The organism is Streptomonospora sp. PA3, from assembly GCF_009728995.1.
GTDB lineage: Bacteria > Actinomycetota > Actinomycetes > Streptosporangiales > Streptosporangiaceae > Streptomonospora.
This window is the reverse complement of the sequence record NZ_VTZW01000003.1, coordinates 213008-237841: the sequence shown is the minus strand read 5'-3', so window position 1 is coordinate 237841 and position 24834 is coordinate 213008. Positions and strand designations below refer to the sequence as shown.

The 24834-nt window shown below is 74.6% G+C and carries 20 protein-coding genes; 5 read left to right on the top strand and 15 right to left on the bottom strand.

The genetic code is table 11. From position 1 onward, the window contains the following. Positions 1-1052: 1052 nt before the first annotated feature. The 9 genes from FZ103_RS01465 to FZ103_RS01425 form a co-directional block, all read right to left on the bottom strand. Positions 1053-1946 carry an alpha/beta fold hydrolase gene (locus FZ103_RS01465; RefSeq protein ID WP_155998175.1) on the bottom strand — a complete coding sequence of 298 codons (894 nt, stop codon included), beginning with the start codon at positions 1944-1946 and terminating at the stop codon, positions 1053-1055. Positions 1947-2071: 125 nt separating this feature from the next. Further along, the gene (locus tag FZ103_RS01460) at positions 2072-5602 is read right to left on the bottom strand and encodes an ATP-dependent DNA helicase (protein ID WP_155998602.1); all 3531 of its coding nucleotides are present in this window, start codon (positions 5600-5602) and stop codon (positions 2072-2074) included. 89 nt (positions 5603-5691) lie between these two features. Next, positions 5692-9078, bottom strand: a complete 3387-nt coding sequence (locus tag FZ103_RS01455) for an ATP-dependent DNA helicase (RefSeq protein ID WP_186355641.1) — start codon at positions 9076-9078, stop codon at positions 5692-5694. Positions 9079-9217: 139 nt separating this feature from the next. Then, on the bottom strand, positions 9218-9916 hold the full coding sequence (locus FZ103_RS01450) for a hypothetical protein (RefSeq protein WP_155998174.1): 699 nt from the start codon (positions 9914-9916) through the stop codon (positions 9218-9220). Beyond that, positions 9913-10932, bottom strand: coding sequence for a 2-hydroxyacid dehydrogenase (locus tag FZ103_RS01445; RefSeq protein ID WP_155998173.1), 1020 nt, complete (start codon positions 10930-10932; stop codon positions 9913-9915). Before FZ103_RS01445 ends, FZ103_RS01450 begins: the two co-directional genes overlap by 4 nt. Positions 10933-11055: 123 nt before the next feature. Continuing rightward, complete coding sequence (locus tag FZ103_RS01440; RefSeq protein ID WP_155998172.1) at positions 11056-11385, bottom strand: MGMT family protein; 330 nt, start codon at positions 11383-11385, stop codon at positions 11056-11058. Positions 11386-11419: 34 nt separating this feature from the next. Further along, positions 11420-11794: an SPW repeat protein gene (locus tag FZ103_RS01435; protein WP_155998171.1), complete on the bottom strand. Its 375-nt coding sequence runs from the start codon at positions 11792-11794 to the stop codon at positions 11420-11422. A 167-nt stretch (positions 11795-11961) separates the two neighbouring features. Then, positions 11962-13122: an adenylyltransferase/sulfurtransferase MoeZ gene (moeZ, locus tag FZ103_RS01430; protein WP_186355640.1), complete on the bottom strand. Its 1161-nt coding sequence runs from the start codon at positions 13120-13122 to the stop codon at positions 11962-11964. Between the two features lie 155 nt (positions 13123-13277). After that, on the bottom strand, positions 13278-14261 hold the full coding sequence (locus tag FZ103_RS01425) for an alpha/beta fold hydrolase (protein WP_155998170.1): 984 nt from the start codon (positions 14259-14261) through the stop codon (positions 13278-13280). A 235-nt stretch (positions 14262-14496) separates the two neighbouring features. On the opposite strand from FZ103_RS01425, the gene FZ103_RS01420 reads away from it, so the two are divergent. The 3 genes from FZ103_RS01420 to FZ103_RS01410 all read left to right on the top strand — a co-directional run bounded on the left by FZ103_RS01420 (position 14497) and on the right by FZ103_RS01410 (position 16589). Continuing rightward, positions 14497-14697 (top strand): hypothetical protein, encoded by a 201-nt coding sequence (locus FZ103_RS01420; protein ID WP_155998169.1) that lies wholly within the window; start codon positions 14497-14499, stop codon positions 14695-14697. A 218-nt stretch (positions 14698-14915) separates the two neighbouring features. Then, the gene (locus FZ103_RS01415; RefSeq protein ID WP_186355639.1) at positions 14916-15539 is read left to right on the top strand and encodes a TetR/AcrR family transcriptional regulator; all 624 of its coding nucleotides are present in this window, start codon (positions 14916-14918) and stop codon (positions 15537-15539) included. Between the two features lie 237 nt (positions 15540-15776). Then, positions 15777-16589 (top strand): hypothetical protein, encoded by an 813-nt coding sequence (locus tag FZ103_RS01410; protein WP_155998168.1) that lies wholly within the window; start codon positions 15777-15779, stop codon positions 16587-16589. A gap of 136 nt (positions 16590-16725) precedes the next feature. Here the strand turns inward: FZ103_RS01410 and FZ103_RS01405 are convergent, their stop codons facing one another. The 3 genes from FZ103_RS01405 to FZ103_RS01395 all read right to left on the bottom strand — a co-directional run bounded on the left by FZ103_RS01405 (position 16726) and on the right by FZ103_RS01395 (position 18442). Then, positions 16726-16974: a hypothetical protein gene (locus tag FZ103_RS01405; RefSeq protein ID WP_155998167.1), complete on the bottom strand. Its 249-nt coding sequence runs from the start codon at positions 16972-16974 to the stop codon at positions 16726-16728. Positions 16975-17220: 246 nt separating this feature from the next. Continuing rightward, positions 17221-17532, bottom strand: coding sequence for a DUF6401 family natural product biosynthesis protein (locus FZ103_RS01400; RefSeq protein WP_155998166.1), 312 nt, complete (start codon positions 17530-17532; stop codon positions 17221-17223). A 166-nt stretch (positions 17533-17698) separates the two neighbouring features. Continuing rightward, a complete protein-coding gene (locus FZ103_RS01395; protein WP_343233324.1) occupies positions 17699-18442 on the bottom strand; it encodes a ferritin-like fold-containing protein in 744 nt (247 codons plus the stop codon). 842 nt (positions 18443-19284) lie between these two features. Here FZ103_RS01395 and FZ103_RS01390 point away from each other — a divergent pair. Together FZ103_RS01390 and FZ103_RS01385 are read left to right on the top strand one after the other, a co-directional pair. Next, entirely contained in the window at positions 19285-20793 is a 1509-nt protein-coding gene (locus FZ103_RS01390; protein WP_186355638.1) for a DEAD/DEAH box helicase, read from the top strand. 225 nt (positions 20794-21018) lie between these two features. Further along, complete coding sequence (locus FZ103_RS01385; RefSeq protein ID WP_186355637.1) at positions 21019-21906, top strand: alpha/beta fold hydrolase; 888 nt, start codon at positions 21019-21021, stop codon at positions 21904-21906. 99 nt (positions 21907-22005) lie between these two features. Here the strand turns inward: FZ103_RS01385 and FZ103_RS01380 are convergent, their stop codons facing one another. The 3 genes from FZ103_RS01380 to FZ103_RS01370 form a co-directional block, all read right to left on the bottom strand. Next, a complete protein-coding gene (locus FZ103_RS01380) occupies positions 22006-23061 on the bottom strand; it encodes an MBL fold metallo-hydrolase (protein WP_186355636.1) in 1056 nt (351 codons plus the stop codon). A gap of 167 nt (positions 23062-23228) precedes the next feature. Next, positions 23229-24113: a PHP domain-containing protein gene (locus tag FZ103_RS01375; RefSeq protein WP_155998163.1), complete on the bottom strand. Its 885-nt coding sequence runs from the start codon at positions 24111-24113 to the stop codon at positions 23229-23231. A gap of 45 nt (positions 24114-24158) precedes the next feature. Then, entirely contained in the window at positions 24159-24815 is a 657-nt protein-coding gene (locus FZ103_RS01370; RefSeq protein WP_155998162.1) for a DUF6758 family protein, read from the bottom strand. Between the last annotated feature and the right edge of the window lie 19 nt (positions 24816-24834).

The window sequence follows — 24834 nt, the reverse complement described above, 5'->3', positions numbered from 1 at the left end:
GGGCGCACCGGAACGCCACCCGGGCGCGCCGCCCGTCGCGCGGGCCACCGGCGCCCACCCGGACCGATCCCGCGGCCCGAGCCCTTCGCGCCGTCGTCGCCGCCTCGTCGGGTGATCCGCCACCCGCCCACACCAGCCGGTGATCGCCGACCCGGACCCCCGCCGTCCTCGCTGCCCCTCGTCGCACGCTCAACCGGCGGGCACCCGAACCGATCCACGCGGGCCCAACCCACCGCCGCCGTCGCCGCCCCCGTCGGGCGACCCGCCATCCGCCTCCAGCAACCGGTCACCGCCGGCCCGGACCCCCACCGCCGTCACCGCCCCTCGTCGGGTGGGCAACCGGCGGGCACCCGGACCGATCCGCGCGGGCCCAGCCACCCGCCGACCTCGCCGCCCCCGTCGGGTGATCGGCCATGCGCCGACCCGGGCCGGTGGGCGCCGGCCCAGCCACCCGCCGCCGTCGCTGCCCCCGTCGCTCACCGCCACCGGCGAGCACCCGAACCGACTCGCGCGGGCCCAGCCCTTCGCCGCCCTCGCCGCCCCCGTCGCCTACCGCCACCGGCGCCCACCCGAACCGATCCGTGCGGGCTGAGCCCTCCGCGGCCCTCGCCGCTTCCGTCGGGCGACCCGCCATCCGTCTCCAGCAACCGGTGACCGCCCAACCAACCCCCGCCGACCCTCGCCGCTCCCGTCGGGCGCGCATCCGGCGGGCACCCGAACCGATCCACGCGGGCCCAACCCACCGCCGCCGTCGCCGCCCCCATCGGGCGACCCGCCATCCGCCTCCAGCAACCGGTCACCGCCGGCCCGGACCCCCGCCGCCGTCACCGCCCCTCGTCGGGTGGGCAACCGGCGGGCACCCGGACCGATCCGCGCGGGCCCAGCCACCCGCCGACCTCGCCGCCCCCGTCGGGTGATCGGCCATGCGCCGACCAGGGCCGGTGGTCGCCGGCCCAGCCACCCGCCGCCGTCGCTGCCCCCGTCGCTCACCGCCACCGGCGGGCACCCGGACCGATTCGCGCGGGCAGGCGATCGGCGGCGGGCCGGACGCGTCAGGAGGCTTCCAGCACCTTCCGCAGCGTGGCGGCGAACGCCTCGGGCTCGCCCTCCATGCCGAACTCCCCGGACATGAATCCGCCGTGGTGGCTGGGGAACATCGTCAGCTCGATGCCGATCCGCTCGGCGACCGCCGCCGCCGCGCGGCCGGGCATCTCCTCGGCCGATTCCCGGCCGGCCGCGAGGACGACGCGGGTCGGGGACGCGGCCAGGGCCTCGTAGTCGAGCCCGACCGTGGGGCTGTTGCGGATGTTCTGGCCGAGCAGCGGGTCGTCGCGGGAGCCGTCGTCCTCGGTCGGCAGTCCGAATGCGGCGGGGTCCGGGGCGGGGCGGTCGAGGTAGTCCGCGGGCAGCGGCCCCGAGTACTGGACGAAGGCGATGAACTTCGCCATCGCGGGCCCCATCCCCGTGCTCTGGTAGGTGTCGTAGATGTCCTCGCAGACGGCCGCGATCACGTCGTGGTCCGGGAGGACTTCGGCGACCGGCGGCTCGTGGGCGACGAGGGTCCGCACCAGGTCGGGGCGGCCCGACACCAGGACGAGGCCGTTGAGGGCTCCGCCGCTGCTGCCGAACAGGTCCACCCGGTCGACGCCGAGGGCCTCGATCACCCGGCGGAGGTCGTCGGCGTGCTCCTCGGGCAGGGTCGTCTGCGTGCCGTCGGTGCGGGGGCTGCGTCCGGCACCGCGCGGGTCGTAGGTCACCACGGGGCGGTCGGCGAAGTACCCCGCCAGCGTGGCGAAGCCGCTCGCGTCCATCGGGGATCCGACGAGCATGAGGGCGGGCTTGTCCGCACTCGCCTCACTCAGGTCGCCGCGCACGTCGTAGTGGATGGTGGCGCCGGGCGCGTCCACCGTGCGGGTCTGCGGCTCGCGGGTCGTCGTCTCGGTCATGGCACGCTCCTCGGTGCGATCGTGTTTGCCGGGTGGAGACCGGCGCGCACGGTGAAACTCATCGGTTGCGGAGGAGAATATTCGCGGCCTATGACACACGGAGTCCCGCCGCACGGTGCCTGCGGCTATTCCTGCGGAAGGCCGTCCAGCAGCGCGGCCAGCCCGCCGGCGTCCGGCAGGTCGGCGGGGCGGACGGTCTCGTCGGCCCGCACGTAGTGGAAGGCCGCGTGGACCCGGTCGAGCGGCACGCCCGCCAGCTCCGCCCAGGCGATGCGGTAGGCCGCGAGCTGCACCGCCACCGCCCGGCGCTCGCGGGCCGTCTGGGGCGGGCGGCCGGTCTTCCAGTCGACGACGTCGTAGGTGCCGCCGGCCTCGTCGTGGAAGACCGCGTCCATCCGCCCGCGGATCAGGCGGTCGCCGATGATCGTCTCGAAGGGGACCTCGACCTCCAGGGGGATCCGCCCGCCCCACTCGCCGGCGTCGAAGCGGCGCTGCAGCTCGGCCAGGTCCGTGTCGCTTCCGGCGCCGTCGTCAGCCGCGCCGGGGAGTTCGTCGGGCCCCAGCAGGCTCTGCTGCCCGAAGCGCTGCTCCAGCCAGGCGTGGAACGCGGTGCCGCGCCGGGTGTGCGGCGCGGGCGGCCGAGGCAGCGGGCGGCGGATGCGGCGGGCGAGCGCGGCGGGGTCGCGGGCCAGCGACACCAGCGAGGAGACCGACAGGTGGGCGGGAAGTTCGACGGGGATCGTGCCGTCGGTGCCCGCGGGCGCGGTGTCGCGGTGGGCCAGCAGCAGCTCGGTGTCGCGGTTCCAGCCGTCCAGGCGCCGCCGCATGCGCTCGGGCATCCGGGCGCGTTCGAGTGTGGCCAGCCACCGGCGGCCGACGGTCTCGGGCGGGTCGCCGCCGGTGCACGATCCGTCGGCGGACCGCCCCTCGGCCTCGACTGCGGTCCCGTCCTGCTCCGAGGGCCTCGGTGACTCCGGGTGCTCCGGGTGCTCCGGTGGCCCGGCGAGATCCGCTCCGCCGGAGCCGGCCCGCGCCTCGCCGCCGCCTCGCACCGCACCACCCCGGGCATCCGCCTCGCGGCTGTGCGCCCCGCCGCCGTGCGCCTCGCCGGCCTCCGAGGACGGCTCCCGCCGCGCCTGCGCCACGAGTTCGGCGCCTTCCAGGATCTCGCGGTGGCGCCGTGCCGCGGCCTCCCCCTCCTCCTCGGGCGGCTGCGGCCAGGCCACCGAGGCCGCCCGGGCGGTCTGCGGGTTGGTCTCGCCCTCCTCCGGCGGGTCGGCCCAGGCGGCCACGCTGCCGCCGCCCTGCTCGCAGACCTCGCGGACCTCCTCCAGGAACACCGAGGGGCCCCGCCTGCCCGCGCTGGCATGGCCCCACCAGTGCCCGGAGCACAGCAGGCCGAAGGAGGCCCGGGTGACGGCGACGTAGGCGAGCCGGCGCTCCTCCATGCGGTGCCGGTCGCGGTCGGCGGCGACGAACGCCTTGATGCTCTCCTTGTCGACGTCGGCGAGCGCGGGCAGCCCGGCCGCGTCGCCGCGCAGCGGGAACGGCAGCCGCTGCTCCTTGGCGACCCAGCCGCCGGCGTCGCGCGCCTTGGTGGGGAACACCGGCGACCCCGTGCCGCCGGACAGCCCCGGCACCGCGACCAGAGGCCACTGCAGTCCCTTGGCGGCGTGCACGGTCATCAGCTTCACCGTGTCGCTGCCGCCGACCCGCTCGCCCGGCTGCAGGCCCTTCTCCGCGTCCTCGGCCGAGCGCAGGTAGTTCAGGAACGTGCCCAGCGTGGGATCCTCGCTGTTGCCGACGAAACGCACGGCCGCGTCCAGGAACGCGTCGAGGTCGGCGCGCGCGGCCACCGGGTCGCGCCCGGGCCGCGCAGCGACCTCGATGTCCAGCCCCAGGGCGCGCTCGACTTCGCCGATCAGGTCGGGAAGCGGCTGGGCGGCCAGGCGGCGCAGCGCGCGCATCTCCGCGCCGAGGGCGGCCAACCGCCGGAAACCGGTCTCGGAGTAGCGCTCGGGCGGCCCGGGGTCGTCCAGGGCGTCGACGAGGCTGCCGCTCTCGGCCGTGAGGTCGAGCACCGTGCGGCGCAGCAGGTCCTCGCCGTCGTCGTCGGCGGGCTCCTGCGCCGCCGCGGACAGGTCGCGGCGGGTCTCCTTGGCCAGTTCGGCGGCACGTTCGCCCAGTGCGACGAGGTCGCGCGGCCCCATGCGCCAGCGCGGGCCGGTGAGCAGCCGCGCCAGCTCGTTGCCCGCGGTGGGGTCGTGCAGGACCCGCAGCGTGGCGATGACGTCGCGGACCTCCGGGACCGTCATCAGCCCGCCCAGGCCGACGACCTCGACGGGGATGCCCTGCTCCTCCAGCGCCTCGCGCAGCACGGGGAACTGCGACCGCTTGCGGCACAGCACCGCCACGTCGCTGTAGCGCAGCCCTTCGCCGCCCTCGCCGGGCGGCCACTCCAGGCCGTCGGGGGCCCAGCGGGCGGAGTGGTCGATGCGCTCGCGTATCGCCTCGGCGATCCAGCGCGCCTCCTGGGTCTCGGTGAGAAACAGCCCGCAGGCCACCCGGCCCCGGCCCCGGCGCGCCGCTGCCGGGTGCAGCACCGGCACGTACCCGCTCTCCTCGCGCAGCGGCTCGGAGATGCGCCGGGCGACGTGCAGCACCCGCTCGCCGTTGCGAAAGCTCGTCGCGAGCTTGCGTACCGGGGCCGGACGCCCCGGCGCCTCGGGGAAGTCGGTGGGGAAACTGGTGAGGTTGCCCGAGCTGGCACCGCGCCAGCCGTAGATGGACTGGCAGGGGTCGCCGACCGCCGTGACGGGGTGGCCGCCGCCGAACAGCGCACGCAGCAGCAGCAGCTGGGCGTGGCTGGTGTCCTGGTACTCGTCCAGCAGCACCACGCGGAAGCGGCCCCGCTCGATCAGCCCGACCTCCGCGTGGCGCATCGCGATGCGCGCCGCCAGCGCCACCTGGTCGCCGTAGTCCATGACCTCGCGGTCGCGCTTGGCGGCGATGTAGCGCTCCACCAGCGGCAGCAGCTGCTCGCGGCGGCGCTGGACCTCCTCCAGGCCGCGGGTCTCGGCGCGCGGCCTGCCGGGCAGGGCCGCGACGCGCTGGGCGATCCAGGCGCCGATGCCGCGGACGTCGTCGGGCGTGCGCAGGTGGTCGGAGAGCTCGCCGGCCAGCTCCAGGACCCGGTCGGTCACCGCGCGGGGGCCGACCGTCACGGCGTCCATGGGGCCGTCGTAGTCGGCGACGATGCGCGCGGCGAGCTGGTAGGCCTGGCCCTCGCTGATGAGCCGGGTGGAGGGCTCGACCGCTTCGCGCAGCGCGTGGTCGCCGACCAGGCGGGCGGCGTAGGAGTTGTAGGTGGACACGGCCGGGTCGCCGTCGAGGACCTCCTCGGGCACCTGCTCGGTGGCGCGCAGCTGGTCCAGCCGCCGGCGCACCCGGTCGGCCAGCTCGGCGGCGGCCTTGCGGGTGAAGGTCAGCCCCAGTACGTGCTCGGGGCGGACCAGGCCGTTGGCCACCAGCCACACCACCCGGCCGGCCATGGTCTCGCTCTTGCCGGAGCCGGCGCCGGCGACGACCACGCCCGGCTCCAGCGGCGCCGCGATGACGTCGGCCTGCTCGGCGGTGGGCTCGGGCTGCCCCAGCATGCGGGCCAGTTCGGCGGGGCTGAGCCGGCGGCGGGGGAAGTCGGCGCCGGGTGCGCCGCCGACCGGGATCGGCCCGGACTCCGCGGCGGTCACACGCGCTTCCCCTCGTCGTGCACCGGGCAGCTGGAGCGCACGGCGCAGGAGTCGCAGAAGTCGTTGCGCACCGCCTGGAAGCGCGCGCCGGACATGCCCTCGGCGACACCGCGCACCAGTTCCGCCGACCACCCCGGGTCGGGGTCCTCGCCCAGCGGGGCCTGGGCCTGGGTGCGGGCGCCGCCCTTGAAGGAGGCCTTCGTACCCACCTGCACCAGCTCGGCGCCGCCGGGCTCGGTCAGCCCCAATCCGGCGAAAGCGGACTTGAGCACCGCGAGTTGGTAGACGCCCAGTTGGGGGTGGCGCGCCAGGTCGGCGTCTTTGGGACGGCTGTTGCCGGTCTTGATGTCGACCACCACGGCGCGGCCCTGGGCGTCCCTCTCCAACCGGTCGACGCGCCCGGTGATCTCGATGCCGCCGATGTCGACCCTGAATCCCTCCTCCGTCACGACGAGTTCGCGTTCGCCGGCCTCGTGCCAGTCGATGAGCTTGCGCACCATCTCGTCGGCGCGCTCGCGCTCCTTGCCCGCGAACCACGGGCCGCCGAAGTCCAGCTCGGACCAGATCTCGTCCATGCGGCGCCGGACCTCCTCCATCCCGGCGCCCTCGGCGACGAGTACGGCGACCGCGTGCACGATACTCCCCAGCGCCGAGGTGACCTCCATCGAGGAGGCTCCGGCGGCGTTCTCCAGCAGCCAGCGCAGCTCGCAGGTGGTGAACCGCTCGACCTGGGAGGGCGAGACCCGGATGGTGCCGTCGTCGGCGCCGTCGACCAGCGGGCGGTCGTCGGAGACGGGCGTGAGGGCGTACCACTCCGCGGGGTCGGCGCCGCGGACGCCCTCGTCGGCGAGCCGGGCGAGGTGGGCGGCCGCGGCGCGGCGCAGCGGGTCGGGGCGCTGGGGATCGGTGACCACCGAGCGCAGGTCGGCCACCAGCGCCGACAGCGACAGCCACCGGCGCCCCGTGCTGACGCGCTCGGGTTCGCCCAGGCCGAGTTCGGCGAGGAAGCGGGAGGGGCGCTCCTCGGTGTCGTCGCCGCCCACGGCCGTGACGACGAGGCGCCGGCGGGCGCGGGTGACCGCGACGTAGAACAGCCGCCGCTCCTCGTCGAGCAGTTTGGAGGCCGCCGCCGCACCGGCCGCTCCGGCCGGGTCCGCGGGCCCGCCGGCGGCCGCACCGAAGCCGCTCGCGGTGTCGACGAGCTGTTCGACGCCCAGCAGCGAGCCGCGCAGCCGCAGGTCGGGCCAGTCGCCCTCCTGGACGCCGGCGACAACGGCGAGGTCCCACTCCAGTCCCTTGGACCGGTGCGCGGTGAGAATACGCACCGCCTCGCCCTGGGGGGCGCGTTCGGCGAGGCTGTCGGCGGGGATCTCCTGGGCCTCCAGGTCGTCCAGGAAGCCCAGCGGCGGGCCGGGCGGCAGCCGGTCGCAGTAGCGGGCGGCGCTCTCGAACAGGGCCACGACGGCGTCGAGGTCGCGGTCGGCGGCGGCGCCGCGCCGCCCGCCGGCCTGGCTGGCGCGAAGCAGGCGCTCGGACAGCCCGCAGGCCTGCCAGACCTCCCACAGCACGTCCTCGGCGGAGGCCCCCGCCGCGGCGCGGTCGCGGATCAGCCGCAGGTAGCCGGCGATGCGCCGGGCGGGCGCCGCGACCTCGGGGTCGACGAGGGTCAGCTCGCGGGGGTCGCGCAGCGCGTCGGCCAGCAGCGCCGAGGAGGGGCGGTTGCCGCGCGGGTGGGGGTGGGCGGGTTCGCCGAGGGGGCGGGGCTCGGACGGGTCGCCCCCGGCCGCGGCGGGCTCCGCCGCCCCGTCCGGGGCGGACTCGGCGGCCTCCGCGCCGCCGGGGCCGCCGTGCGACCGGGCTCCGCTCTGCTCGGCGGGGCCGGGCTCCGCAAGGGCGGGGCCGGGCTCGGCGGAGTCCCGCCCGCCTTCGGCCGCGCGGCGCTCGGCGGCGCGGTAGTCCAGATCGAGGCGGCGCAGGGCGCGGGCCAGGCGGCGCAGCCGGACCGTGTCGGCCTCGCCGAACTGGCTGGTGAGCAGCTCATGGGCCGCGGCCTCGTCGATGGTCTCGGGCCGCAGGGCGCAGCGGATGAGCAGCAGCAGCGCGCGCACGATCGGCTCGACGGCCAGCGGCATCTCGTCGCCCCCCACCGCGACCGGGACCCCTGCGGCCGACAGCGCGCGGCGCAGGGTGGGCAGCTGACGGGCGGCCGAGCGCACCAGTACCGCCATGTCCGACCACGGCACCCCGTCCACGAGGTGGGCGCGGCGCAGGATGTCGGCGATGACGGCGGCCTCCTGCGCGGCGCTCTCCGCGATCAGCACCCGCGCCTCGCCGTCGGGCACGGATTCGGCCGGCGCCAGGGCCCGGTGCGCGTTCACCGGCCCGCCGCCGGCGGCGGGCACGGCGGGCAGCCGGCGGGCGACCCCGCGGGAGGCGGCGAGCAGCCCTGCCCCGCTGCGCCGGCAGGTGCGCAGCGCCACGACGGGCGCGGGCGCGCCGCCGAAGCCGGGGAAGCGCTGCGGGAACTCCAGGATGTTGCGCACGTCGGCGCCGCGGAAGCCGTAGATGGACTGGTCGGGGTCGCCGACCGCGACGAGGTCGCGGCCGTCCCCGGCCAGCGCGTGCAGCAGCTCCTCCTGGGCGGGGTCGGTGTCCTGGTACTCGTCGACGAAGACGACCTCGCGCGCGGCGCGCTCGCGGGCCTGGATCGCGGGGTCGGAGAGCAGGTTGGCCGCGACCCGCACGAGCTCGGCGTAGTTGAGGGTCGGTACGGGCGCGACGTCGAAGCGCCCGGTGTAGCGGTCGAGGAACCCGCCCGCGGCCACCCAGTCGTCGCGCCCGTGCTCGCGGCCCAGCCGGGCGAGGCCGGCGGAGTCGATGCCGCGCTCCTGGGCCCGCATCAGAAAGTCGCGCAGCTCCTCGGCGAACCCGCGGGTCTCCAGCGCCGGCCGCAGCCGCTCGGGCCACAGCGCGGCGCCGTCGGCGGACTCGCCGGACAGCAGTTCGCGGACCTCCATCAGCTGCTCGGGTCCCGACAGCAGCCGCGGCGGGTGATCGCCCAGGCGGGCGAACTCCCGCCGGATCAGCGCGTAGGCGTAGCTGTGGAAGGTCATGGCCAGCGGCTCGCGCGTGGTGCGGCGCAGGCGCGCGGTGATGCGCTCGCGCAGCTCCTGTGCGGCCTTGCGGCTGAAGGTCAGCACGAGCACCCGCGAGGGGTCGGTGCCGCGGTTCTCGATGCGGTCGACCACCGCTTCGACGACGGTGGTGGTCTTGCCCGTCCCCGGCCCGGCCAGCACCAGCAGCGGGCCGCCCGCGTGGGCGACGACCCTGCGCTGGTTCTCGTCCAGATCGGGCGGCGGCACCTCGGCATGCACACGCCGCACAAGACGGTACGGGGATGAACTCACCCGGCCCAGTTCACCAGACCCCCACGACAGTCCCGAAACATCCCTGGTCACACCCGCTCCACCGGTCCGCCGCGGCACCGCTGCGCGCCGGTCGGGCCAGCGGATCGGGCGGGGGTCAGGGGCGGGCGGCCTCCTCGGCCTCCGCCGCGGGCGGCGCCGCGGCGGCCCGGGCGGCCGGCGGGTGCAGGTGGGCCGCCAGCAGGCCCGTCAGGCGGAAGGCGACGGCGCCCAGGAGCGCCAGCCCGCTGCCGAGCTCGACGACCTCCTCCAGGGTCTGCTGGACGCGTTCGGCGGCCACGGTCCAGGTGTGGGGATCGATGGAGTCCACTCCGACCGCGACCAGGGCCAGCAGCACGCCGACCACCAGGCTGCCGAGCGACCACGAGTCGGCGCGCACCGCGCGCCAGACCATCGGCAGGAACGCCAGGCCGATCACCGCGACGCCCATGATCAGGAAATCGCCCGGCGCCACCCACGGAAGGAAGGGGACGGTGACTCCGCGCGGGGCGAGGTAGCCGTCGCGGATCCGCTCGTGCAGGGCGAAGCGGTCGTCCACCGCCAGCGCCGCGAACCCGGCGCCCAGCAGGGTCCATACCCGGGTGCGCGGTGCGCCGGTGCGGCGCAGGACCGTGCCCACCAGGAGGCTTCCGGCCGACGCGAGCACGAGCACGACGCTCTGCACCCAGGTCATCGGCGTGAGCTCCGGCGCGATCCAGCTCCACCACTGGGGACTGCGCGCCGCGGCCAGGGCGGCGGGTACCAGCAGCCACACGGCGACGAGCACGGCCAGCAGCCGGCCGCGGCGGGGGGTCACGCGCCCACCGCCGGGGCCAGGCCCGCCGCGGAGTCCGTCTCCGGCCAGGTGACAGGGTCGAGCGGCTCGCCCAGTACGGCGGCCAGTATGCGGTCGGCCCACATTCGGGCACCCCGATCCAGTGTCTCGTCGCGCCACCAGGCGCTGTGTCCGGTTTGCAGAATGCGCCCCTCGGCCAGGAGGTCGCCGTCGCAGGCCGGGTCGAGCACGGTGTCGTCCACCGCGTATCCGCGCAGCCGCCCGTCCCGCACCTCACCCACCGCCGCCGCGGTGTCCACCAGAGCGGACCGGGAGACGTTGACCAGCAGCGATCCCGGACGCATGGCGGCCAGCTCGGCCGCGCCCAGCAGGGGCGGGGCACCGAAGGCGTGGCTGGCGCAGACGGCCACGGCGTCGCTTTCGGACAGCAGCCCGGCCAGGTCGACGACCTCGATCCCGGACTCGGCCGCACGCTCGCGTGCTCTCGGGTCGGTGTCGGCACCGCAGACCCGCATGCCCAGAGCGCGCCCCAGCCGGGCCGCCTCACCGCCGATGCGTCCCAGCCCGATCACGCCCAGCCGCCTGCCGCCCAGCTCGATCCCGCGCAGGGAGATGTCGCGGGGGGCGGCCCCGCGGCTGCGGTCATGGGCCAGATGCAACCGGGTGGCCAGGGCGAACAGCATCGCCAGGCAGTGCTCGGCGACCGCGGTCGTGGCGTACTCGGGCATCACCGACAGGCCCACCCCGCGGGAACGCAGCAGCGGGACGTCGATGTGGTCGTAGCCGGTGGCATAGAGCACGATGCCGCGCAGCCGGGGCAGCGCGTCGAGCAGCTCGGCGTCGACCGCGGGAAGGCACAGGTTGGTGGCGGCCAGCAGGTCCGCCTCCGCCAGGAGCTCCACCGCCTCGTCGCGTTCGGGGGCGGACTCCCGCTGCACCGCGCACACCTCGGCGCGCTGCTCGAGCTCGGCCCAGTGCTCGGCCGCGATCGCGCCGCGGCCGCGGCGGCTGAGCATCACAAGGCGGGGACGGGACATCCGCGGTCAGCCTCCGGTCCGGCCGGGCAGTCGGGCGAGTGAAACCCTAGTGGACGGCGGACGGCGGAGAGATGAACGGACGAGCGTGGTTCAATCAAGTTTCGGTCACCGCGGCACCGGGCTTTACTCGGGCCCGGCGGCGCCGCCGTCCCAGCGGGCGCGGCGCATGTCGACGCGGTCGCCGCCGGGGCGCATCGGAGTGGCCTCGGCGGCGTAGCGGCCCAGCGCCTCGACCTCGTGGCCGGCCGGGGGCCTGCCGTCGGCGCGGATGACGCGCCACCAGCAGACTCCGCCGCCCCAAGCGGACATCACCGAGCCGACCTGGCGCGGGCCGCCCTCGCCCAGGAACTCGGCGATGTCGCCGTAGCTCATCACCCGGCCGGGCGGGATCGCCTCGACGACGTCGAGGACCCGCTCCACGTACTCGGTGGGGCGGCTGAAGGCGTGCGGCATGGACCGATCGTAGTACCGCGGGGGGCCGCCCGGCTTAGGGCGGCGGGCCGGCGGGCTGCGGCGGGACGATGCGGCGGTACAGGGAGGTGGAGCCCGGCAGGCAGAAGAGTCCGGTGACGACCGCGATCCCGCCGGGGATCCACGCGGTCAGGGACGCGGGGGGATCGGCCTGGAAGCCGAAGAGCCACGGGGTCGAGATCAGGAACAGTCCCGTGAGGACCTGGGCCGCCTCGACGACGAACAGCTCGGGGTGGATGATCGCCAAGCAGGCCAGGAAGACCATCAGAACGCCCACCAGGAACAGCACCGCCATGCTCAGGCCCAGCATGCCGTGCCAGATGTGGCTGACCGCCACGGCGGTGCCGGCGAGAAGCGCCAACCAGTCGGCCAGGCGTCTGGCGATCCCCATGTCGACCCACCTCCACGCTCTCGGTTGCCTGCCGACAGCGTACCTACCCGGGTCCCGGTGCCGTGCAACGGGAGGAAGGCGCCCCGAGACGGCGAAGGCCGCCGCGGCGCGGTGCCGCGGCGGCCCGGGGCACGACGGCGCGCTGTGGGGCGCGCCCCGCCCGCTCGCTAGTAGGTGGGCAGGCTGGGGTCCACCTGGTTGATCCAGGAAAGCACCCCGCCGCCGACGTGGACGGCGTTGTCGAAGCCGGCGCCCTTGAGCGCGGCCAGCGCCTCGGCCGAGCGCGCGCCCGACTTGCAGTGCAGCACGACGCGCTTGTCCTGCGGCAGCTTGCCGAAGGCCTCGCCGTTGAGGAACTCGCCCTTGGGGATGAGCACGGCACCGGGGATGTTGACGATCTCGTACTCGTTCTTCTCGCGGACGTCGACGAGGTAGAAGTCCTCGCCCTTGTCCATCATCTCCTTGAGCTCGCCCGCGGTGATCGTCGAGCCCTGGGCGGCCTGCTCGGCCTCGTCGGAGACCGCGCCGCAGAACTCCTCATAGTCGATGAGCTCGGTGATCGGCTCGCCCTCGGGGTCCTTGCGGACCTTGACCGTCTTCCAGGTCATCTCCAGGGCGTCGTAGATCATCAGGCGCCCGACCAGCGGCTCGCCGATACCGGTGATCAGCTTGATGGCCTCGTTGACCATGATCGAGCCGATCGAGGCGCACAGCACGCCCAGCACGCCGCCTTCGGCGCAGGAGGGCACCATCCCGGGCGGCGGGGGCTCGGGGTAGAGGTCGCGGTACTGGGGGCCGTACTCGTTCCAGAACACGCTGACCTGGCCGTCGAAGCGGAAGATCGAGCCCCACACGTAGGGCTTGTTCAGCAGCACGCAGGCGTCGTTGACCAGGTAGCGCGTGGCGAAGTTGTCGGTCCCGTCGAGGACGAGGTCGTAGGGCGCGAAGATCTCCAGCGCGTTGTCGGAGTCCAGGCGCTCCTTGTGCAGGTTCACCTTGACGTAGGGGTTGATGTCCTCGATGCTCTCGCGCGCCGACTCGGCCTTGGGCTTGCCGATATCGCTCTGCCCGTGGATGACCTGGCGCTGGAGGTTGGACTCGTCGACCTCGTCGAAGTCGATGATGCCCAGGGTGCCGACACCGGCGGCGGCCAGGTACAGCAGCGCGGGCGAGCCGAGCCCGCCGGCGCCCACCACCAGCACCTTGGCGTTCTTCAGGCGCTTCTGGCCGTCCATGCCCACATCGGGGATGATCAGGTGGCGGGAGTAGCGGCGAACCTCGTCGACGGTGAGCTCGTCGGCCGGTTCGACCAGCGGCGGCAGCGACACAGCAGCTCCTCAGCATTCCTCATCGGTGTCACGTCCCCGGGGCGTCGCCGGTGGACGCGGGGGCGTACGGGCACGTGACGAGCTTGCACTCATAGCCAACCTACGCGGCGGGGTCTCGCATTCCCGCCGCGGGCCGAGCGTTGGGGGTGTCTTCGTCACTCCCGCGCCGCGTACTGGCCGCTCGCCTGCGGACCGGCCGCCGAGCCGCCCGCGCCGCGCAGCCGCGCGGATCCGCCGCTGTCGACCCCGCGCAGGAACGTGCGCACCTCGCGGCCCACCCGCTCGGGGCACTCCATCATCGCCACATGCCCGGTCTCGGGCATCAGCACCAGGCGGCTGCGGGGGAAGACGCGCGCGGCGCGGGCGGCCATGCGCGGGTCGACGAACCTGTCGCCGGTGGCGTAGACCAGCAGCACGGGGCACTGCACGCGCGCGGCCTGGGCCCACAGCGACCGGTGCCCCGGCCGCAGGTACTCGGCGACCATGCCGCGCAGGGAGCGCAGGACCGCGGTCTTCGCGTGCTGCTGGGCGTCGCGCTCGCGCTCGGCCTCCAGCGCCTCCAGCACCCGCCGCGGCGGCGCCGAGGAGGGGTCGAAGTAGGTGGTGGCGAAGGTCTCCTGCACCCGCACCTCGGGCGGGCGGCGCTGCAGCATCCCGTAGACGGCCGGGCCCAGCACCGGAAGCAGCGCGGCGGCCATCTGGTAGGGGAGCAGCCGCGGCCGCAGATCGGGCAGTGCCGGGGAGATCAGGGTCAGCGAACGCACCAGGTCGGGGCGCTCGGCCGCCACGCGCACCGCGGCGGCGCCGCCCATGGAGTTGCCGAGCAGGTGGACCGGGTGCTCGCCCGCGGCGATCAGGCGGACGACGGCGCCGGCGTGGGCGTCGATGCTGTAGTCGCCGGTGGGCGGCGGCGGGGAGCCGCCGAACCCGGGCAGGTCGAGCGCCTCGCCGGCCCACTCCGAGCAGCAGGCGCCCATCAGGTCGGTCCAGTTGGCGGAGCAGCCGCCGAGGCCGTGGACGTAGACGGCCCTACGCCGGTCGCCCCGGTCCTCGATCGAGGCGTCGGAGCGGACGAAGACCTGCAGCCCGTCGCCCAGATCGACGAGCTCGCCCGGCCAGGGGTCGATGGGCTCGGCCATGGTGGGCCCTCCTCGCGGATCGCCGGCAGCACTGCACGGGTAGGCCCGGGCGAAGCGGAATCCGCCGGCGCCGCACCCCGTCCATGCTCCACAACGCGCTCGCAGGCGCGCAAGAGCGGGCGTCGGGGCCGGGACCGCCGATCCGCCCCGTCCTGCGCTTTCCTTTCCGGCACCGCTGCCCGCTACGTTGAGCGAGTACCGTTAGGGGAGACCCGACCACGCAGGGGGGAAGCACGTGTCCGAGCCTCAGGACGACGAGATCGATCGTCCCATCGAGAGCGGCGACGCCGACTTCAGCGAGCAGCGCGCCGAGTTGTCCTCCCAGGAGGACGACTGGACCCGCCGGGGGCGGCTCGACGCCGAGGACGAGGTGTCCGAGGCCGACGCCGTCGAGCAGCTGCGGGAGATCGAGCTCGACGAGGACGAGTACCGCTAGCGGACCGATGCGCACGGCCTCCCGGTCCGGCCCGTCCCCGGCGGGGGGCGGGCCTGCCGGGGGCCTTCAGGCCGCTGGCGGCGCCGAACCTACGTGCGAGTAAGATAGGGACGGTGCGCCGGGTCGAGGCCGTTGTTACCGGATCCGATGGTGCGTTCCAGGACAAGGTCGTCGAGCGCGGCAGGCTCCAGGCCGCGAGGAGTTCGGAGGGTGTTGCGGTGACAGCTCCTTCAGACGCCCGCCCGCGGGGAACCCGCCTGCCCCGGCTGGCGCGCAGGCGCCAACTGCTGGCCGCCGCCCAGGAGGTCTTCGTCGCGCAGGGCTACCACGCCGCGGCGATGGACGAGATCGCCGAACGCGCCGGCGTCAGCAAGCCCGTCCTGTACCAGCACTTCCCCGGCAAACTGGAGCTGTACCTGGCACTGCTGGAGCAGCACTCCGAGGCGCTGGTCGACAAGCAGCGCGAGGCGCTGGAGAGCACCGACGACAACCGCCAGCGCGTCACGGCGAGCTTCCGCGCCTACTTCGACTTCGTCGCCGGCGAGGGCGAGGCCTTCCGCCTGGTCTTCGAGTCCGACCTGCGCAACGTCGCCGCGGTCCGCGAGAAGACCGAGCAGACTCTGCAGCGCTGCGCCGAGCTCATCAGCGACGTGATCCGACAGGACACCAGCATCTCCGACGAGGAGGCGCACCTGCTCAGCATCGGGCTGGTCGGCATGGCCGAGACCAGTGCCCGCTATTGGCTGAGTAACTTCGGCACCATCCCCCAGGAGGCCGCCGAGCAGCTCATCGCGCGACTCGCCTGGCGCGGCATCAGCGGCTGGGACCTAACCCGGAGCTGATCGCCGGAGCACCCCCGAAGGCGCGGACCGCGCGCATTCCCGCAGGACGCCGACGGTTGCCCAAGAGCAGGTCAATGACCTGCAAATTGTCACTTTATGTGGTCAATCGTCACTCTCCGGTGATTCGGTGCGTCCGATACCGGGTAGTCGCCGAGATGAGAAAGAGTCGTCTCGGTTTCGCCGGGCGGACGCGGGCCGGGACCCGGGTACCGGCGGGGCGCCATGGGGGTGAATCGCATGAACATCCAACAGGGGTTAACGGACGCCTGGAGCGCCGTCGTCACCTTCGTTCCACTGCTGGCGGCATTCCTGGTGATCCTGGTCATCGGCTGGATCATCAGCAAGATCGTCGGTCGGCTGGTGGGCAAGGGGCTGGCCAAGGCCGGCCTGGACCGCGGGCTGGACCGCAGCGGTGTGGGTGAGTACCTGCAGCGCAGCCGCTACAGCGCGAGCCAGCTGTGCGGCCGGATCGTCTACTACGTCGGCGTCCTGATCACGCTGCAGCTGGCCTTCAGCGTGTTCGGCCCCAACAACCCGATCACCCAGCTGCTGAACGCCGTGGTCAGCTGGATCCCGCTCGCCATCATCGCGCTGGTCATCATCGTGGTGGCCGGCATGATCGCCAAGGCCGCGCGCGACATCATCTCCAGCGCGCTGTCCGGCGTGGGCTACGGGCGGCTCCTGGGCAACATCGCCGGCATCTTCATCATGGGCCTCGGTGTGATCGCCGCACTGAACCAGATGAACGTGGCGACGACCGTCACCACGCCGGTGCTGATCGCCGTGCTGGCGACCATCGGCGGCATCATCGTCGTGGGGGTCGGCGGCGGCCTGATCAAGCCGATGCAGGCGCGCTGGGACAACTGGCTGGACACCGCCGAGCGCGAGACCGGGCGGATGCGCGAGGAGACCGGCTACCGCGCCGGGCGCTCCGACGCCATGCAGCAGGGTCCCCAGGGCGCCCCGCAGCAGGCGCAGCGCGAGCCCACCTCGCGCGGCACCGCGCCGATGGGCGGCCCCGAGCAGCCGCCGCGCCCGCCCGAGCGGTGATCGCACCGCCGGCGCCCGCGGCGCCGGCGAATCCGACCCGACCTCATGCAGGGGGCGGGGCCGCCCGGCGGCCCCGCCCCTCGGTGCGTGGTGGCGGCTGGCGGACGGGACGCGCCGCCGACCCGCCGCCCGCGCCTCAGAGCAGCTCGTCGTCGCCGAGCTCTTCGCGGGCCAGCCGGTTGATGCGGCGAACGATGAGCGCCGCGGAGACGGGGACCGGAATGACGGCGAGCCAGAAGGCGACGCTCGCCAGGCCGGCCCCGATGAGCACCATGACCGCCAAGGCGACCACGATGATCGACGTGAACAGAGAGAAGTCGACGCGATCCTGCTGAATCAGGACGCCGATCGGCGGTCGCGCCGCACCATGCCGGCCGCTCCCCATGCGCTCTTCCTTTCTTGCGGTGCGGAGCACCGCGCGTACTCGTCCCAGAGTGCGGTCCCTCGCGAATGGCTGCGGTCCCGGCACCCGGCTCCGGGACGCCGACGCGCCGGTGCGCCTCTGCCGCGATCTGCGTGGCCACGCCGGATCGGGCCAAGCCTACGCTCAGTCACCACGCCCGCGGAGGGGTTCGCCGATCGCCGCCGCAGCGGCCCGGCCCCCGTCCGGAAGCGGGGAATGAGACCAAACCTAGCGGACGAAACCGTGTTCCTTGGCCAGCCTGCACACGGCGAGCACGCGCAGGGTCTCCCAGTCGTAGCCGTCGCAGGAGGAGTGCCAGCCGCGTTCGCGGCAGCCGTCCATGAACCCGTCGAGGTAGCGGGAGAGGCTGAGGCGGGTGATGCTCCCCCCGTCGGCGGCGATCGAGTCGCGCACCGCGGCGGCGTGCTGGTCCAGTTCAGCGGTCATCCAGGGCTCAATGGAGTCGCCGAGGGGACCGAGCAGTCCGAACTCGCGAGACAGCCGGGCCAGCGGGCCTTCGGCAAAGAACCCAGGACGCATGGATCGCTACCTCTGTACCGGGGACGGGGAGAAGAACGCGACCGACTATATACGAAAACAAGAAGAAATCGTGACGCGCCATTGTGCGGCCCGCACGGCGGACTCCCTGGGCACGGCGCTGCGCACCGGGCGCGGCGGCCCCCGGTGCCCGGCCCGCGCGCCGCCTTCAGGTGTTGAGGCCCATGGCTTCCAGCCGCGCGGTGTGGCCCTCGGTGAGGTCGGCGAACATCCGGCTCACCGCGGCGAGATCGGCGGCCTCGGCCGCCTCGGCGCCGTCGGCACCGGAGTCCGCGTCCTTGGCCGTACCGCGCGCGCCCGCGCCGAGCAGAGCCGCCAACTCGGGGCGGCGCGCGGCGACGCTCTGCGCCTGGCTCAGTGCCTCACCCACCAGCCGGCGGGCCCACAGCGACAGCCGCCCCGCGAGCCGCGGGTCATCGGCGATGGCCGCACGCACCTGGGCGGCGACGAACTCGGCGCGCCCGGAGTCCACGAGCGTGCCCCGGACCAGCTCCTGGGTCTGCTCGTCGCACAGTTCGGCGAGCTTGCCGTAGAAGTCGTCGGCGATGCCGTCGCCCACGTAGGCCTTGACCAGGCTCTCCAGCCAGCTCTGCGGCTCGGTGCGCGCGTGCCAGGCGTCCAGCGGCACGACGAACGGCTCCATCGCCGACTCCGGGTCCGCGCCCAGCTCGGCGAGGCGGTCGTGCAGCCGCCGGTAGTTGGCGTGCTCGGCGGCGGCGAGGTCGGCCAGCGCGCCCTTGCTCGCCAGGGTCGGGGCCAGCTCGGCGTCGTCGGCCAGCCGGAAGAAGGCGACGAGGCGCGCGTAGGCCAGCAGGCCCAGCAGGTCGATCACACCGGGACCGGCCGCGGCGGCGCCCGCCGCGCCGGGGGCCGCGGGACTCCGCTCGCTCACCGCGGCCCACCCGTCGCAGAACCGGCGGCGCACCGGGCCGCGGCGGCCCGCGCCGCCCACTCCATTCGCTCCCGAGCACGCATGGTCATGGCCGACAGGTTATCGCTCCCCGCGAGCCGGATCGGCCCGCGGGACTTTTCCGCCGCCGCCGTGTGTTTGCCATGTGAGACGGGGGAGGTTCGCGAGAGTGACACCGTTTTCCCTCTCGGTGCTCAAAGGCGGCATATCCTGCAGAGGAGCGGCAGGATAGAATCTGTCGCAGTGGCCGCCAGGAGTCGGCCATCGCGCGGAGCCCTCGCCGCAGCCCTCCGGCACCCCTGCGGGTGCGCGGGCTGCCGGGAGGTTCGAGCGCGGCGGTATTCGCGGGTCCCCCCGGCCGCCGCCGCGCGGTACCGCTCCGCGGCGGACCATGACAACAACCTCGCCTGCGCCGGCAGCGCCAGGCGAACGGACAAGCCTCGGCGGCGACCGCCCGAACGTGCCGGGACACAGACTGCCGGACCCCGGCAGGCAAGGAGCGTGACCGTGCGGAAGACCCTTCCACGCACGCACCGCAGTCCCGCCCGCACCCGGCGGCCGCTGACGCCGACGACAGAAGGCGGACGGCTTCGCATCCGCTCCCGAACCGCGCCGGCCGGGCGCGCCGGAGACCCCTGCGGTCTCCGAGCCGCGCCCGCCGAGCCCGCGACCGGAAACGAGCGCCACGAGCACACGGGCCCGGCCCCGGGCCCCGTCCGCCGCACATCACGGCCACGACGCAAATTGCGGCCCGCCCAGAGGAGGCATGAGCCCTGACAAGCGCAGAATCCAACGAAGAACGACAGACCTTCCGCGGACTCGGTGTGAACGCCGAGATCGCGGATGCACTCGAAGCCGAGGGGATCGTCGAGCCCTTCCCGATCCAGACCCTCGCCCTCCCGCTCGCCCTCGCGGGCTCCGACATCATCGGCCAGGCCCGCACCGGAACCGGTAAGACCTTCGCCTTCGGGCTGCCGCTGCTGCAGCGCGTGCAGGAGGCGCCGGGCTCGGCCAAGCGGCCGCGGTCCCTGGTGGTGGTGCCCACCCGCGAGCTGGCCATCCAGGTCGCCGCCGACCTCACCACGGCGGCCAAGCGCAGCGGCGCGCGCATTCTCACCGTCTACGGCGGCCGCGCCTACGAGCCGCAGATCGAGGGCCTCAAGAGCGGCGTCGACGTCGTCGTGGGCACGCCCGGCCGACTGCTCGACCTGGAGAATCAGAAGCACCTGAGCCTGCGGGACGTCTCGGCGGTCGTGCTGGACGAGGCCGACAAGATGCTCGACCTCGGCTTCCTGCCCGACATCAAGAAGATCCTCACCAAGATCCCCGACGAGCGCCAGGTGATGCTCTTCTCGGCCACCATGCCGAGCGAGATCGTCTCCCTGTCGCGCAGCTACCTGCGGCGCCCCACCCACGTGCGGGCCGGCGACGACGACGATCCGGGCCAGACCCGCATCCTCGACATCGAGCAGCACGTCTTCCGCACCCACCCGATGGACAAGCCCGAGATGCTGGGGCGGCTGCTCCAGGCCGAGGGCCGCGGACTGACCATGGTCTTCTGCCAGACCAAGCGCGCCTGCGACAAGGTGGCCGCCGAGCTGAAGGACCGCGGCTTCGCCGCCGCGGCAGTGCACGGCGACCTGGGCCAGAGCCAGCGCGAGCGCGCGCTGCGGGCGTTCCGCAGCGGCAAGATCGACGTGCTGGTGGCCACCGACGTCGCCGCACGCGGCCTGGACGTCGACGACGTCACCCACGTGGTCAACTACGAGTGCCCCGAGGACGAGAAGACCTACACCCACCGCATCGGCCGCACCGGCCGGGCCGGGCGCTCGGGCACAGCGGTGACCTTCATCAGCTGGCAGGAGGTCGCGCGCTGGAAGCTGATCAACACCGCGCTCGACCTGCCGCACACCGACCCGCCCGAGACCTACTCCACCTCCGAGCACTTCTTCGAGGAGATGGGCATCCCGGCCGGCACCAAGGGCCGCCTGGCCGCCGAGCGGCGTGAGCGCGCGGGCCTGGAGGCCGAGGAGATCGAGGACATCGGCGACACCGGCCGCCACCGCACCGAGCGCACGGGCAAGGGGAGCAAGGGCGGCCGCGAGGAGTCCGGCGAACGCCGCGGGCGCTCCCGCAACCGCCGCCGCACCCGGCGCTCGGAGGGCCCGGCCAAGGGCGCATCCGCCGGCGCCGGCAAGGCGGCCGAAAGCACGGCCGGGTCCGGCTCCCGGGCCGAGAGCGGCGGGACGGGCGAGACCCCGGCCCCCCGCCGGCGCCGCCGTCGGCGCACCCGCGGCGGTGTCGAGCAGAACGGCGGGGACCAGCAGAGCTAGGCACCGCCTGCCCGCGAGACGGCGCCGGCCGCGACCGCGCGGTCGGCCGCGACCGGGGTGTGACGGCGCCGGCCGACTCCGGCCGCCCGGATCCGCCGGCCCCGCCCGGCCGGCGGACACAGGCGCCCCACCCGGTCGAGCCGGGCCCCGACGGCAGGCGGGGGTCCCCCGGCGCGCCCCGCTCCCGCCCTGGCGGCCGCACCACGGCGCATATAGTGAGCCGACGTGAGTACTCCTCGGTTCCTGGGCCTTCCGCCCGGAGTTCGGCACACGACCGTCGGCACGCCCATGGGCGACGTCGCCGCGCTGCAGGCCACACCCGCGGCGGGCGGCTGCGAGCGGCAGCCGGCGCTGCTGGTTCCCGGCTACACCGGCAGCAAAGAGGACTTCATCGCGCTACTGCAGACGCTGGCCGCAGCCGGTCGCGCGGTGACCGCCATCGACATGCCCGGGCAGTACCAGTCGCCCGGGTTCGTCGACCCCGAGGAGTACACCCGCGTCGGCCTGGGCCGGATCGTCGGCGAGGTCGCGCTGACGCTGGACGACGGCCCCGTTCACCTGCTCGGCCACTCCTTCGGCGGCCTGGTGGCCCGCGAGACCGTCATCTCGGCGACCGTGCCGCTGCTGTCCTTCACCCTGATGAGCTCGGGCCCCTCGGCCATCGGGGGCGCACGCGCCGCCGACGCCCAGCGCCTGGTGGCGGCGATCGGCCAGGCGCGCACCCGCCGGCGCCTGGAGGAGATCTGGGCCGAGCACCTGGACGCCCCGACCCGAGCGAGCGGCGTCTCCCCGGAGATCCACGCGTTCCTGCGCGAGCGCATGGTCGCCAACCACCCCGACGCGCTCGTGCGTATGGCCGAGGAACTGCTCAACGCCACCGACCGCACGCCCGAGCTCGCCCAGTCGCGGCTGCCCATGCTGGTGCTCTACGGGGAGAACGACGACGCCTGGCCTCCCGAGGCGCAGTCGGCGATGGCCGCCCACCTCGGCGCCGACCGCGTGGTCATCCCCGGCGCCGCCCACTCCCCCAACGTCGAGGCGCCCGAGACCACGGCCGAGGCCCTGACCGCCTTCTGGAACCAGATCGAGACCAAGGAGCGCGGCGGGGTCTGAGGCATCCGAAAGCGATCGGGTACCCGCGGCCGCCGGCCGACGTGGCGGAGCACGGGTACACGATCATCTCTGCGGACGGCTTCGGGCCGCCCCGCGGCGTCAGGGGGTCGCGACCCAGGAGTCGAAGTTGGCCGACTCGGACTCGACGGTGGTCTCCGGCCCGCTGTCGGGCAGCACCCGGGTGTCCGGGGGCAGGGTCAGGATCATCTCCCCGATGGAGTGCAGCTGCTGGGTGTAGTCGATGTAGCCGCCCGCCACGGTGCCCAGCTCGCCCGCGCGCAGCGAGTCGCCGGTGAACACGACGCCCTTCTCGGAGATGTAGAAGGCGACGCTGCCCGCCGAGGTGCCCGGGACCGGCAGGATGTCGATCTCGATGTCGCCGGCCTTGAGGGCGCCGCCGCCCTCGATCTCCAGGTCGGGGCGGTGCTCGGCGCCGTGGACCCGGCGCCAGGCGCGCAGCTCCCGGCGGTGGAGGGCGATGGGCGCCTCGTCGCGCTCGGCGACCTCGATGGCCGCGGCGATGTGGGTGTTGTAGCCGTTGGTGCAGGCCACCAGGTAGACCTCGCGGTCGCCGATGGCCTCCTTGATCGCCTCGGCGTCGTGGGCGGGGTCGATCACGACGACGCCCTCGCCGTCGGCGTCGACGATCCAGGTGTTGCTGACGACGTCGACCTCCTGGTCCTCGGCCTTGAGCACGCCGACGGTGCGGACGCGCTGCACGCCCTCCTCGTCGCGCTCGGACACGCCCGCGACCTCGGGTTCGCCGGCGTCGGCGAACGCGCCCGCCTTCTTCCCGGCGGCGGCCGGCGCGACGTCCTCGTCGTCCTCCTCGTCCGCGTCGCCGGACTCGGCCGTAGCGGCGCCGCCGTCCTCGTCGGCGTCCTCGGCCGTATCGGCCTTCTTCGCGGCGGGGACGTCCTCGTCGGACTCCTCGGGCTCGGCGGAGTCGTCCGGCTCCGCGGCCTGCGCGGAGGCGTCCGACTTCAGCGCGGTCCTGCCGGCCGCGGCGTCCTTCTCGGCGGCCTCCGGCTCGGCGGCGGTGTCGTCGGCCGCGGTCTCCTCGGCGCCGGTGCTCGTGGTCGTCACCGCCGACGCCGCACCGGAACCGCCGGCCTCGTCGCCGTCCTTCTTCTTGCCCTTCCACTTCCAGAACACGGTGCCGACCCTTCGATGTCCGTTTCGAGCACTGCTGGTTGACGGAACCATTGTCGCCGCCCCGCGGGGCCCGCGGGTACCGCATCAGACGGCTGGCGAGTATCCCATTCGGCGGCTAAGCCGTCGATAAGCCCGCCGACCGCGGAGTCCGGGCGGAGCACCCGGATTCATCCGGCGGTAAGCGGTGCGCATCCCGTCGCGGGTTCGATCAGGCGAGCGTACTCCTCGGGTGCGGTCGTGCGGCAACCGAGCCGGTGGCCGGTCAGCTCCCCGTGGTCGTCGCTGGAACCGGTGACGGCCAGTTCCAGCCGCTTGGCCGCACCGCGCCAGTAGGCGGCCTCCTCGTCGTCGTGCGAGGGGTGGTCGGCCTCGATGCCGCCGAGCCCCGCATCGGCCAGCTGCTCGATCAGCGACATGGGAACCGCGCCGTCGGGGGTGGACTCGCCGCGGGCCGGATGGGCGACGGCGCACACGCCGCCCGCGGCGCGCACCAGCTCCACCGCCCGCAGCGCGTCCAGGGCGTAGCGGGCCACGTAGCCGGGGCCGCCCACACCGATCCACCGGTCGAACGCCTCGGGCACGTCCGCGGCGGCGCCCGCCTCGACGATCGCCCGGGCGATGTGGGGGCGCCCGATGACGCTCGTCCCCGCGGCCTCCACCGCGCCCGCGGCCGCAACGCCCGCCAGCGCGCACACCCGCTCCCAGGAGACCTCCACACCCGCCGTCTGCAGCCGCTCGACCATGGCGCGGGCGCGAAGGATGCGGTCGTCGCGGATGCGCCGCAGCTCGGCGGCCAGCTCGGGGTGCTCGGCGTCGAAGAGGTAGGCGAGCAGGTGGACGCCCGCTCCCTCGTGCAGGCACGACAGCTCCAGGCCCGGCACCAGGGTGAAGCCCGGAGGCAGCTCGGCCGCGGCCGCGGAGATGCCCGCGACGGTGTCGTGGTCGGTAAGGGCCAGGACGTCCAGGCCGGCCGCCGCCGCGCGCCGGACGACCTCGGCGGGGGGCTCGGTCCCGTCGGAGACCGAGCTGTGGGCGTGCAAGTCGATGCGCATCCGCCGATCATTCCACGGGCGGGCGCGGCCGGGCGCCCGCGGTCGTCACGGCGCGGGTTTGAGCGCGGACGCCAGAAACGGCGACGGCGCGCCGAAGGGGGGCTCCAGGGCCGCGCCGCCGTCGCGGCGGTCGCGCAGGTCGCGCAGGTCGGCCAGCTCGGCGATGAGCACGGCGGCGTCGGCCGGGCTGAAGACCACCCACAGCCAGTCGGCCATGGCCTCGCCCGCGTAGGCGGCGCGGCCACCGCCGGTGTCGACGCTCCACAGCGCGATGTCGTGTCCGTCGTAGCGGAACTTGGCGTCGGGCGGCCCGGCGCCGAACCCGCTTCCGGGATCGGGGCCGTCGAGCCCGGCCAGTCGGGCGCCCAGGCCGATGCCGGGGTCTTCGGCCACCAGCGCCATCTCGCCCACACCGCCCAGCGGCGCGGGGCCGGAGAGGGCGACGGCGGCGCCCAGGGCGCCGCTGCGGTCGTCGCCGGCGTCGGCGAACCCGGTGACGAGCCATCCGGCCGGCAGCGGCCACGGCAGCCAGACCGGCACCCGGGTGGCGGCGAGCAGGACCTCCAGCGAGGCCGCGCCGGGTGCGCGCACGGGGTTGAGCGGGGCGACGGGTCCGTGGGCGTCGCACTGCCACGCGCTCGACCACAGATCCGGTGGGTGGACGGCGCGTCCGCAGCGGGGGCACGACGGGTCCGACTTCATGGTTGCCGGGAGGATACCC